This is a genomic window from Marilutibacter maris, from assembly GCF_003233695.1.
Classification (GTDB): domain Bacteria; phylum Pseudomonadota; class Gammaproteobacteria; order Xanthomonadales; family Xanthomonadaceae; genus Marilutibacter; species Marilutibacter maris.
In genome coordinates this window covers 2953764-2964543 of sequence record NZ_CP029843.1, presented here as the reverse complement: position 1 = coordinate 2964543, position 10780 = coordinate 2953764, and the positions used below count along the sequence as shown (strand labels likewise).

Genomic DNA, 10780 nt, shown 5'->3' with positions numbered 1-10780 from the left:
CCATCGTCCGCCTACGAACTCTTAGGTAACCGCGCGCTTATCTGTCCAGGCAAGCGAGGCGGGATTGACCGACAAGAGTCTGGGCGAACCATATTCAACGAGGGATTTCACATGCGACTGGGAACGTGTTTGTTCGCTTTTCTGCTTTTCTTGGGTGCTGCAGGTCATTCGGTTGCATTCGCACAGGACGAGTTGGTGGAGGATCCGGGCACCTGCGGAATGCCGCCCTTCGATGGTCCCCCGTACTGCGATCCCGACATCGCGGTGATGGGGCCGATCGAAGGCGACCGCGACGCAGCCCGCCAGGCCCGGCACGACGAAGGACAGACGTCGGAGCAGACGGGGAAGGCCCGACGCCTCCCGATCTGGAACTACTCGATCACCGGACAGTCGTTCTGAAGGGTGGAGCGATGGCGGTGGCCCGGCGCAGATCAGGAGGCCTTCCCGATCTGTGCCGGGACGCAATGAGGGAGTCGAGGGCGTTGGTGGTGGCGGTGTCCTGGCGCGATCGTCGCGCCATGGGTGCCGGCTTGCCAAGGCGATGATATCGGCGCGGTGCAGGGAGTCGTTTCATGCTCGCATACTCGGTGCAGGTCGCGATACGCAACCTGATGCGAAACAGGATGATATCGGTGCTGATGGTCATGGCGCTGGCGATCGGTATCGGCGCGGCAATGACGACGCTGACGCTGTCGCGGGCATTGTCCGCCGACCCTTTGCCGGGGCGCAGTCACGACATCTTTCGTGTGCAACTGGATGCCGAACCGATGACAGGCTATGCACCGGGCAGCGAGCCGACGAAATACCTGACCCGTCGCGACGCCGAGCAGCTGCTGGCCGACCGCCACGCGGACGCGCAGACGGTAATGGCGGCCGGCGTCGTCAGCATCGAACACGAACGAATCGAGACGGGGGCATGGATGAGCGCCGCCCGATACGCCAGTTCCGAAATGTTCGGCATGTTCGTGCCGCCGTTCCTGTATGGCGGCGGTTGGGGAAGGCAAGAGGACGAGACGCGCTCGCGTGTCATCGCGATTTCCAGGAAGCTCAACGACAAGGTATTCGCCGGAGCGGACAGCGTCGGAGAGACGCTGAGCCTGGACGGGCACAGCTTCCGCGTGATCGGGGTGTTCGACGACTGGCGACCGGTGCCGAGGTTCTACGACCTCAGTGGCGATCCGTTCGCCGAGCCCGAGGATGTCTTCATGCCGTATGCCACGGCTGTCGACCTGGAACTGAGCACCAACGGAAGTACGGTCTGCTGGGGGGATGTCGATGCCCGGGCGGGTGGGGTGATCGCGCCGAACGCGCCTTGTGCGTGGCTTCAGTACTGGGTGCGGCTGCAGCCTTCGCAACAGGGATCGTATCGGCGGTACCTGGAGCGATACTCGGACCAGCAGCGGTCGGACGGACGCTTCCGGCGTCCCCCCAACGTGCGGCTGCGGAACGTCAACGAATGGATTGCGTTCAACGAGGTCGTTCCGAACGAGGTGCGGATGCAGACCTGGATAGCGCTTGGGTTCCTGGCCGTGTGCCTGGCCAACTCGATCAGTCTGCTTCTGGCCAAGTCCCTGCAGCAAAGCGGCGAGGTTGGGCTGCGTCGGGCGCTGGGCGCGACGCGGCGACAGATCCTGATGCATTCGATGGTCGAGGTCGGAATGATCGGCGCATGCGGCGGACTTCTGGGGTTGTTGCTTACGCTGATCGGGTTGTGGGTCGTCCGCCAGCAGCCCGATCGCTACGCGCAGCTTGCCCAGTTGGACGGGGGAATGTTCGCGGCCACGTTCGCGCTGGCGCTGCTGGCCAGTGCCGCGGTCGGCCTGCTGCCTGCATGGCGGGCGATGCGGATCGAGCCCGCGCTCAGGATCAGATCGTCATGAGGGCGGGAACGAGTCTTCCCTCCGCCGGCAACAACGGAGACGTGTCATGGACGTGATGCCGATACTGTCGAGTCTGAAGAAGAGAAAAGTCGCAACGGTCCTGGTGGTCGCGCAGATCGCATTGTGCTGCGCGGTGTTGTGCAATCTCATGTCCATGATCGGCGAGCGCGTCGGGCGTCTGCAGCGGGACAGTGGACTGGATGAGGCGCATGTCGTGGTGGTGCAGGTCATGGGTGGCTCCGTCGCCGACGACGGCGCCGCGATCGCCCGCAGCGATCTGGCTGCGATACAGGCGCTGCCAGGGGTGGCCGCGGCAAGCACCGCCAGCCTGGTTCCATTCGCCAATGGTGCCTGGAACAACGCCGTCAGCCTCCAGGCCGGGCAACAGCACCCCAACCTCAGCGCATCGACCTACATGGGGAGCGAACAGTTGATCAGCGCGATGGGGCTGGAGCTGGTCGCCGGACGGGAGTTCCTGCCCAGCGAGTTCGTCGACTGGGGAGCGCGCGACGCCGATGGCATGGTCACGCCCGTGCCGGCGGTTATCGTTACCCGCGCGGTCGCCGAGGATCTGTTTCCGGACGCAAGCGCGGTCGGTGAGGTGATCTACAGCTTCGGCGACACCCCATTGCGGGTGGTTGGCGTGGTCGAGCGATTGGTCCGCGCCCGCGATGGCGGCAGTTCGGCGAACTACGAACATTCGATCCTGCTGCCGGCGCGGCTACCGTACTCCGGGTTCGCGCGCTACGTGGTCCGGGTAAATTCTCCCGGTGACCGGCAACGCGTACTCAAGGCGGCCGGCAGGGCCATTGTGCAGAACCACCCGGGTCGCATTCTCATCGAGGCCTATACCGGAACTCTGGAGGCCTTGCGGGAGAACTACTACCGCAAGGACCGCGCCATGGTCCTGTTGCTGGTCACCTTCTGCATCGCCCTGTTGACGGTGGCGGCGCTGGGCATTGTCGGCCTGGCCAGTTTCTGGGTGACCCAGCGTACCCGGCAGATCGGCGTCAGGCGGGCGCTGGGCGCGACCCGTACCGACATCGTCCGCTACTTCCAGACCGAGAACTTCCTGCTGTCCAGTGCCGGCATCGTGATGGGCATGTTGTTCGCGTATGCGATCAACCGCTGGCTGATGGACGCGTACGAGATGTCGCGATTGTCGTTGGCCTACCTGCCGGCCGGTGCGCTGGTCATCTGGCTGCTGGGACAGGTCGCCGTGCTGTTGCCGGCCCGGCGCGCCGCGGCGGTGCCGCCGGCGATGGCGACCCGCAACGCGTTGTAGTCTTCGGCGGCCCGTTGCGGAGTTGGTTCATCGCCGGGTCCGGGACAGCGCCGCGCCAGGCATGACGAAGGAGGGTCCCGCGTCGGCGGGACCCTCCGCTGATGCCGGCGCCGGACGCCGGCAGGGGGCGCGGGCCGTGCCCGCGCCGCGCGGGTCAGCGATTGCCGGCGGACGACACGCTCAGGCCGCTGGCGTCGACATCGACGACGCCCTCGGTGTTGCGGGCGATCGAGACCGCCTCGTCGATCTCGGCCTGGCTGGCGAGGGCGCCGGACAGATGGACCACGCCCTCCAGCGTGTCGACGTCGATCTCGCTGCCTTCGACGTCGTCGTCGGCCAGCAACTGGGCCTTGACCTTGGTGGTGATCCAGCTGTCGCCGACCGGCTGGGTCGATTCGGCCTCGTTCACCGTTTCCCCGCGCGCCCCGGCCTGCATCGGCGCGCTGGCGACCGCGTAGGCGGTGCCGGTCATCAGCAACGCCGCCAGCGCGGCGCGCGCGCCCAGTTGCGACAGGCGTCCGAACCGGGTCTGGTCGCGGACCGAGACCAGGTTCGGGGTGTCGGTATCGATGTGCGTGTGATTGTGGGTCATATGACCTCCTTCGTGCTCGCCATCCGGGTTGGGGGAGGGGGTGGATGGCTCGGGTCCGACGCTATCGGGGAGTGGGTGAACCGCGCACGAGCCGGATGTTCGTGTTGTGTTCGCGGCGCGTGAAATCCGCGTTCGATCGTGTGCCCGGTCACGGTCCGCGATCACCGCCGGCTGAACGCCGTGGATCCGGGGATCCGGCGTTCAGCCGGCGTCGGGCGTGGGGGCGCCCGCAGGCGCTCAGCCCTCGAACGTCACCTCGACCGAGGCCGCGCTGCGCTTGGCCGGGCCATGATGGACCGCCTCGATGTTGTTGCCGTCCGGGTCGAGCACGAACGCGCCGTAGTAGCCGGGGTGGTAGGGACGCAGGCCGGGCGCGCCGTTGTCGCGGCCGCCGGCGGCCAGCGCGGCGCGGTGGAAGGCTTCGACCATGGCCTCGTCGCGGGCCTGGAACGCCAGGTGCACGCGCCCGGTCAGGGTGCCCTGCGCGGCCGGACTCTCGGCGCTGGATACGAACAGTTCGTCGGCCCAGAAGAAGCCGTCGCCGTCGCCGCCGATCGGCACCTCCAGCGCGTCGAGCACCGCCTGGTAGAAGCGGCGGCTGGCGTCCAGGTCCCTGACGACCAGGTGGATGTGGTCGACCAGGCGGCCACGGTGCAGTTGCATGGTTTCCATACGGGCTCCTCGGGTTGGGATGCCGCAGATAGGGCCACACTGGCGCCGGATTGTCGTTGATCGTGCTTGCGCACAACGAAGGACGCCGCGCGGGCAGGACATGTGAGGGCACGGCGATCGCGCGCGTGCGAAATCGAGATGCTTGCCTGCGGCCCCCCGGCTCCATACGCTAGTCAACGGTCCGTCGGGAGAGGGGAAGCTCCCGTTGCCGCAGCTGGCGGGCCGCTCAGGGGCGATCCATCGCGCCGTCAGCATACCTATCACTCAGGGGGACATATGTTCAATCATGCGAAGGCCATGATGGCCTTGGCCGTGCTCGTGATCGCGGGCGCCGTTTTCCCGGCACATGGCCAGGAGTCCGAGGCCCAGGCCAATCCGGTCGACGAACTGCCGTGGCAGACCGGACCGACCCAGGGCCGGATCGGCGGCAACGCCGAGATCGAGGTGCCGGAGGGTTACGCGTTCCTCGACGCCAAGGCGACACGCACGCTCAACGAGCTGTACGAGAATCCGGACAGCGGTCGTGACGAGTACACCTTCGCGCCGGCCGGCCGCGACTGGATCGCGTTCTTCAGCTTCGACGACATCGGCTACGTCAAGGACGACGAGTCCATAGACGCCGATGAGATCCTGGAGTCGATCCGCGAGGGCACCGAGTTCTCCAACGAGGAGCGGCGCCAGCGCGGCTGGGAGGAGATCCATGTGACCGGCTGGACCTTCAAGCCGCAGTACGACAAGGAGCTCAATGCGCTGGCCTGGGCGATCGAGGCGGAAGCCGGCGACTCCGGACGCAAGATCGTCAACTTCAACACCCGCCTGCTCGGCCGCAAGGGCGTGATGGAGGTGACCCTGGTCGCCTCGCCCGAGGACCTGCAGCCGGCGATCGGCCAGTTCAAGGCCCTGATGCCGGGGTACGCCTTCAACGACGGTGAGCGCTACGCGGACTATCGCGAGGGCGACCACATCGCCGAGTACGGGCTTGCCGCGCTGATCACCGGCGGCGCCGCCGCGGTGGCCACCAAGAAGGGCTTCTTCGCCGCGATCGGCGTATTCCTGGCCAAGGCCTGGAAGCTGATCCTGATCGGGCTGGTCGCCGTTGGCGCCGGTATCCGCAAGCTGTTCGGCGGCAAGCAGGAGTCGAACGAGGAATGAACCTGCCGATGGAGCTCCTGCTGGTGATCGGCGTGATCGCCTTCTACCTGCAGGACTCCATGCTGTGGCTGCACTACGACGAGGTCGCCCTGGTGCGCACGCGCCGCGGCTGGGCGGCCTCGGTCGGTGCGCGGGCGCAGTTGCGTGGCCGCCACCCGTACCTGCCCAATCCGTTGATGCCTGGCCGGCCGCTGTTCCGGAGCGGTTGGCTGTCCGGAGCGGGGGATGGCGGCGGCGTCCGGGAAAACTGGCAGGCCTTCGTCGACGTTCTGGACCGTTTCCGCGGCGGCTGCAGGGTGCTTTGGCTGTTGCTGCTGTTCGCGCTGCCGGTGCTGCTGTTCGTCTACCCGCATCCCCTGGCCCTGCTGACCCTGTTGGGGCTGGTCTATGCCGGCATCGCCTCGCTGGTGCTGGGGCTGTGGCGTCACCGCGATGCGCTGGGACTGTCGCGGCGCGCGGCGGCCTCGATCGGGTTCGAACTGTTCTGTTGCCCGCCCTACGCGATCAACCTGGTCCGTCGTCTGAGCCTGCGTCGCGGCCTGGACGTCGACGCGATTGCCGCCGCTCGCCATCTGCTCGATGACGATGGCTGGCGCGGATTGCGCAAGGGGATCGATGCGCGCATCGCCACCGCTCTGGCCTTCCACGAGTCCGTCGGGGAGGGCGAGCGCGAGACGGGCGGGCGCGACGGGACCGCAACGAGACTGCGGCGCGCGCGTGCGCGCCTGGAGGAACTGCAATGCGTGTGAGCGAATGGATCGTGATCGTCGGCGGCGGCGTGCTGGGCTACTGGGCGGTTGCGGTGTTGTGGCCGCTGCTGCGCGGCCCGCGCGAACACCGGCCGGCGCCATCGGCGACGGATGCGCCGCAGGCACCGGCGGAGTCCTGGCACCAGGTCCTCGGGGTGCCGGCCGATGCCGATCGCGAAACCGTCGACGCGGCCTACCGGGCGAAAATCTCCGAGTACGCCCCCGAGCGCATCGCCGGGCTTGCGAACGAGGCGCAGGCCGCCGCCCGCGAGCGGCGACAGCAGTTGGAGCTGGCTTACGACGCCGCCCTGCGCGATCTGGAGTGGCTGCGTCCGCGTTCGCGCGACGTGCCGATGTAGTCGCGCGGTGCGGCATGCCGCCGCCATGAGGTGTATCGTCCGCGCATGGTCGGCATCCGCCCCGGGGATACGCTGCAACCCTTCGTTCAGGCCCTGTGGGTCGCCGACGCGGTTGCCGCGCCCGCCGCCCGCGAGCATTCGCTGCCCGCGGGCGCGATGCACCTGGCGATACGCCTGGATGCGCCGTTGCGCCTGCATTCCGACGCCGGTGACGCGGTCGGTCGGGCGATCGGCCAGGCGGTGATCGCCGGAGCGCGGGCCGGCTATTGCATCAAGGACACCTCGGTGCCGTCCCGTTCGGTGGGCGCGGTGCTGCGACCGGGCGCGGCACGGGCCTTGTTCGGCTGCAGCGCGCTGGAGCTGGCGGATCGGCACGTGCCGCTGGAGCAGGTGTGGGGCGCGGATGCCGGGCGCCTGCTCGAATGGCTGCAGGCGCAGGCCGATCCGCAGCGGCGACTGGAGGACTTCGCCGCCGCGTTGCGGGCACGCCTGCGCCCGACCGGTGGCCTGCATCCGCCGGTCGCCGCCGCCCTGCAGGCGCTGGCGAGGGGCGCCACGGTCGCCGAGGCCGCGGCCACCTCGGGCCACAGTCACCGCCATTTCATCGCCCGATTCTCCGAGGCGGTCGGACTGGCGCCCAAGCGCTATGCGCGGGTGCGGCGTTTCCAGCACGCCCTGCATCGCCTCGCCGGCGGGGAGTCGCTGGCCGCGATCGCGCAGGCCGTCGGCTACAGCGACCAGGCCCACTTCCAGCGCGAGTTCCACGCCTTGGCCGGAGTGACGCCCCGGACGTTCCGCGCGGCGCGGCCGGTCCGTCCCCAGCACCTGCCGGTGAATGTTCCGCGTTCGGATCTTCCGCGTTGAGCCGGCGGGTCAATTTCCTTCAATACCCGGGCCCGATGCCGGCGGATGCTGGCAACCCGCATCCGACAGGAGTTCCGCCATGGCCGTACACGAACTGTTCGCCTACCTCTGTGTCGACGACGCCGAACGGGCGATCGCCTTCTATCGCGACGCCTTCGGCGCGACCGAGCTGTTCCGCCTGACCGAACCCGGCGGCCGCATCGGCCATGCCGAGGTCTCGCTGGGCGGCAACACCCTGATGCTGAGCGAGGAGTATCCGGAGTACGGCATCCGCCGCCCGGACCCGGACGCGGCGACCAGCGTGACCCTGCACATCCACGTGGACGATGCCGACGCGGTGGTCGAACGCGCGCTCGCCCACGGCGCCCATCTGGTGATGGCGCCCAAGGACATGTTCTACGGCGAGCGTTCCGGCGTCGTCCGCGACCCGTTCGGGCATCGCTGGAATATCGGCCACAGCATCGAGGAGGTCGCTCCGGAGGAGATGCAGCGGCGCTTCGAGCGGATCGGCGATCCCTGCTGAGCGGGGCTGGCGGCGCGAGTCGTCGCCTTGTCGCCCAGCGGGAGGGCCGCTCAGGGCAGGGTGGTGTCCGGCCCCGCCGGCGGCGGCTGCAGCAGCGCCGGCGGCAGCTGGCGGAACTCCTCGGCAAGCTTGCCGAGGAAGCCGCCCATCGCCGAGCTCTTGCGCCAGACCATCGCGATCCGCCGGTGCGGCGGATCGCTGTCGAACCGCAGCAGGCGGATGTCGGGCGAGGGCGGTACCGGCGGCTGCACCGCCAGCACCGGCAGCAGGGTGATGCCGACCCCGGAGGCGACCATCTGACGCAGGGTTTCCAGACTGGTCGCGCGGAAACCGTCGCGCTCGTCGGCGCCGGCCATGCGGCACACGTCCAGCGCCTGGTCGCGCAGGCAGTGGCCCTCTTCGAGCAACAGCAGGTGCAGCTCGTCGAGGTCGTGCAGGGCGAGCCGGCTGCGCGTCGCCATCGGGTGCTGGCGCGGCACCGCGAGCAGGAAGGGTTCGTCGAACAGCGGCTCGACGTGCAGTTGCTCGTCGTGGATCGGCAGCGCGAGCAGGCCGGCATCGAGACGACCATCGCGCAGGCGGGCGAGGATCTGGTCGGTCTTCTCCTCGACCAGCAGCAGTTCCAGCCGCGGGAAACGCTCGCGCAGGTGCGGCACCACGTGCGGCAGCAGGTAGGGGCCGAGGGTCGGGAACATGCCCAGCCGTACCGAGCCGGCCTCGGGGTCCTGGCTGCGCCGCGCGATCTCGGACATCTGCTCGACCTCGGCGATCACCTTGCGGGCGCGCTCGGCGATCTCCAGCCCGATCGGGGTCAGCATGACCCGACGCGGCGCCCGCTCGACCAGGGCCACACCGAGCTCGTCCTCCAGCTTCTTGATCTGGGTCGACAGCGTCGGCTGGCTGACGAAGCTGGCGGCGGCGGCGCGACCGAAGTGCTTGTGCTCGGCCAGCGCCACCAGGTACTTGAGGTCACGCAGGTTCACGGCGGTCTTCCTCCCGGGCGCGCGCGGTGCGAGCCCTTCTCGACAATGACGGGGTCCGTCCGGGAGAGCGGACCCCGCGGGTCATGCAACGGCGGCTTCGGTCAGCGCCTGCGTCGCCGCGGATTCGACCGGCGCCGAGCTGCGGATCAGGTGGTCGAAGGCGCTCAGCGCCGCGGTCGAGCCGGCGCCCATCGCGATCACGATCTGCTTGTACGGCACCGTGGTGGCATCGCCGGCGGCGAACACGCCCGGGACGCTGGTCTGGCCGCGTTCGTCGATCACGATCTCGCCGCGCGGCGACAGTTCCAGCGTGCCCTTCAGCCACTCGGTGTTGGGCAGCAGGCCGATCTGCACGAACACGCCTTCCAGCTCCAGCCGGTTCAGGTCGCCGCTGTCGCGGTCCTTGTAGCTCAGGCCGGATACCTTCTGGCCGTCGCCGAGGACCTCGGTGGTCTGCGCGCTGACGATCACCTCGACGTTCGGCAGGCTGCGCAGCTTGCGCTGCAGGACCTCGTCGGCGCGCAGCTTCGCGTCGAACTCGATCAGGGTGACATGGGCGACGATGCCGGCGAGGTCGATCGCGGCCTCGACGCCGGAATTGCCGCCGCCGATCACCGCGACCCGCTTGCCCTTGAACAGGGGGCCGTCGCAGTGCGGGCAGTACGCCACGCCCTTGTTGCGGTACTGGTCCTCGCCGGGCACGCCCATCTGCCGCCAGCGCGCGCCGGTGGACAGGACCACCGAGCGCGACTTCAGCGACGGGCCCGGTTCGCCATCGGCGCCGGCCAGTCGCACTTCGATCAGGCCGCCCGGTTCCGTCGCCGGCACCAGCGCGGTCGCGCGCTGCAGGTTCATCACATCGACATCGTACTCGCGCACGTGCTGCTCCAGCGCGGCGGCGAGCTTGGGACCCTCGGTGTACGGCACCGAGATGAAGTTCTCGATCGCCATCGTGTCCAGCACCTGGCCGCCGAAGCGCTCGGCGGCGACGCCGGTGCGGATGCCCTTGCGGGCGGCGTAGACCGCGGCCGCGGCGCCTGCGGGGCCGCCACCGATCACCAGCACGTCGAAGGCGTCCTTGGCCTTGATCTGCTCGGCGGCGCGGGCGGCGGCGCCGGTGTCGATCTTCGCGAGGATCTGCTCGACCGTCATCCGGCCCTGGTCGAAGGGCTCGCCGTTGAGCAGCACGGTCGGCACCGACATGATCTGGCGGGCCTCGACCTCGTCCTGGAACAGCGCACCGTCGATCGAGACGTGCCGGATCCTGGGGTTGATCACGCTGATCGCGTTCAGCGCCTGAACGGTGTCCGGGCAGTTCTGGCAGGACAGCGAGAAATAGGTCTCGAACTGGAACTCTCCCTCGATCGCGCGGATCTGCGCGACGATCTCGTCCGACAGCTTCGGCGGATGGCCGCCAACCTGCAGCAGCGCCAGCACCAGCGAGGTGAACTCGTGGCCCATCGGCAGGCCGGCGAAGCGGACTTCGATGTCGGTGCCGGCGCGGCGGATCGCGAACGAGGGGCGGCGTGCGTCGTCGTCGGCGCGCGAGCAGGTGACCTTGTCAGACAGTCCGGCGATGTCGCGCAGCAGCGCGTCGAGTTCCTGCGATTTGGCGCCGTCGTCGAGCGAGGCGACCAGCTCGATCGGGTGGGTGACCTTCTCGAGGTAAGCCTTCAACTGGGTCTTGAGTGCGGCGTCGAGCATGACAACGGCTCCGGGAG

The 10780-nt window shown here is 68.7% G+C and carries 12 protein-coding genes; 8 read left to right on the top strand and 4 right to left on the bottom strand.

The genetic code is table 11. The features are described from left to right. Positions 1 to 111: 111 nt before the first annotated feature. From C9I47_RS17640 to C9I47_RS13170, 3 genes are all read left to right on the top strand, one after another. Positions 112 to 399: a hypothetical protein gene (locus C9I47_RS17640; RefSeq protein WP_145985522.1), complete on the top strand. Its 288-nt coding sequence runs from the start codon at positions 112 to 114 to the stop codon at positions 397 to 399. 173 nt (positions 400 to 572) lie between these two features. Beyond that, complete coding sequence (locus tag C9I47_RS13175) at positions 573 to 1880, top strand: ABC transporter permease (protein ID WP_111267150.1); 1308 nt, start codon at positions 573 to 575, stop codon at positions 1878 to 1880. Between the two features lie 46 nt (positions 1881 to 1926). Next, positions 1927 to 3165 (top strand): ABC transporter permease, encoded by a 1239-nt coding sequence (locus C9I47_RS13170; RefSeq protein WP_111267149.1) that lies wholly within the window; start codon positions 1927 to 1929, stop codon positions 3163 to 3165. 154 nt (positions 3166 to 3319) lie between these two features. On the opposite strand, the gene C9I47_RS13165 is transcribed toward C9I47_RS13170, so the two are convergent. Next, positions 3320 to 3757, bottom strand: a complete 438-nt coding sequence (locus tag C9I47_RS13165; protein ID WP_111267148.1) for a BON domain-containing protein — start codon at positions 3755 to 3757, stop codon at positions 3320 to 3322. A gap of 237 nt (positions 3758 to 3994) precedes the next feature. Beyond that, entirely contained in the window at positions 3995 to 4429 is a 435-nt protein-coding gene (locus C9I47_RS13160) for a VOC family protein (protein ID WP_111267147.1), read from the bottom strand. 297 nt (positions 4430 to 4726) lie between these two features. On the opposite strand from C9I47_RS13160, the gene C9I47_RS13155 reads away from it, so the two are divergent. The 5 genes from C9I47_RS13155 (at position 4727) to C9I47_RS13135 (ending at position 8076) form a co-directional block, all read left to right on the top strand. Further along, positions 4727 to 5581 carry a DUF2167 domain-containing protein gene (locus tag C9I47_RS13155; protein WP_190238506.1) on the top strand — a complete coding sequence of 285 codons (855 nt, stop codon included), beginning with the start codon at positions 4727 to 4729 and terminating at the stop codon, positions 5579 to 5581. Beyond that, on the top strand, positions 5578 to 6330 hold the full coding sequence (locus tag C9I47_RS13150) for a hypothetical protein (RefSeq protein WP_111267145.1): 753 nt from the start codon (positions 5578 to 5580) through the stop codon (positions 6328 to 6330). Before C9I47_RS13155 ends, C9I47_RS13150 begins: the two co-directional genes overlap by 4 nt. Next, positions 6321 to 6689: a J domain-containing protein gene (locus C9I47_RS13145; RefSeq protein ID WP_145985521.1), complete on the top strand. Its 369-nt coding sequence runs from the start codon at positions 6321 to 6323 to the stop codon at positions 6687 to 6689. The genes C9I47_RS13150 and C9I47_RS13145 overlap by 10 nt, the downstream gene beginning before the upstream one ends. 45 nt (positions 6690 to 6734) lie before the next feature. Continuing rightward, the gene (locus C9I47_RS13140; protein ID WP_111267143.1) at positions 6735 to 7553 is read left to right on the top strand and encodes a helix-turn-helix transcriptional regulator; all 819 of its coding nucleotides are present in this window, start codon (positions 6735 to 6737) and stop codon (positions 7551 to 7553) included. A gap of 79 nt (positions 7554 to 7632) precedes the next feature. Then, complete coding sequence (locus C9I47_RS13135; RefSeq protein WP_111267142.1) at positions 7633 to 8076, top strand: VOC family protein; 444 nt, start codon at positions 7633 to 7635, stop codon at positions 8074 to 8076. A gap of 50 nt (positions 8077 to 8126) precedes the next feature. Here the strand turns inward: C9I47_RS13135 and oxyR are convergent, their stop codons facing one another. Then, a complete protein-coding gene (gene oxyR / locus C9I47_RS13130) occupies positions 8127 to 9059 on the bottom strand; it encodes a DNA-binding transcriptional regulator OxyR (protein ID WP_111267141.1) in 933 nt (310 codons plus the stop codon). 81 nt (positions 9060 to 9140) lie between these two features. After that, positions 9141 to 10763: an alkyl hydroperoxide reductase subunit F gene (ahpF, locus tag C9I47_RS13125; RefSeq protein WP_111267140.1), complete on the bottom strand. Its 1623-nt coding sequence runs from the start codon at positions 10761 to 10763 to the stop codon at positions 9141 to 9143. Positions 10764 to 10780 lie beyond the last annotated feature (17 nt).

Coding starts and splice junctions, on each gene's coding strand:
- C9I47_RS17640 (WP_145985522.1), top strand. CDS start 112: ATGCGACTGGGAACGTGTTTGTTCGCTTTTCTGCTTTTCTTGGGTGCT.
- C9I47_RS13175 (WP_111267150.1), top strand. CDS start 573: ATGCTCGCATACTCGGTGCAGGTCGCGATACGCAACCTGATGCGAAAC.
- C9I47_RS13170 (WP_111267149.1), top strand. CDS start 1,927: ATGGACGTGATGCCGATACTGTCGAGTCTGAAGAAGAGAAAAGTCGCA.
- C9I47_RS13165 (WP_111267148.1), bottom strand. CDS start 3,757: ATGACCCACAATCACACGCACATCGATACCGACACCCCGAACCTGGTC.
- C9I47_RS13160 (WP_111267147.1), bottom strand. CDS start 4,429: ATGGAAACCATGCAACTGCACCGTGGCCGCCTGGTCGACCACATCCAC.
- C9I47_RS13155 (WP_190238506.1), top strand. CDS start 4,727: ATGATGGCCTTGGCCGTGCTCGTGATCGCGGGCGCCGTTTTCCCGGCA.
- C9I47_RS13150 (WP_111267145.1), top strand. CDS start 5,578: ATGAACCTGCCGATGGAGCTCCTGCTGGTGATCGGCGTGATCGCCTTC.
- C9I47_RS13145 (WP_145985521.1), top strand. CDS start 6,321: ATGCGTGTGAGCGAATGGATCGTGATCGTCGGCGGCGGCGTGCTGGGC.
- C9I47_RS13140 (WP_111267143.1), top strand. CDS start 6,735: ATGGTCGGCATCCGCCCCGGGGATACGCTGCAACCCTTCGTTCAGGCC.
- C9I47_RS13135 (WP_111267142.1), top strand. CDS start 7,633: ATGGCCGTACACGAACTGTTCGCCTACCTCTGTGTCGACGACGCCGAA.
- ahpF (WP_111267140.1), bottom strand. CDS start 10,763: ATGCTCGACGCCGCACTCAAGACCCAGTTGAAGGCTTACCTCGAGAAG.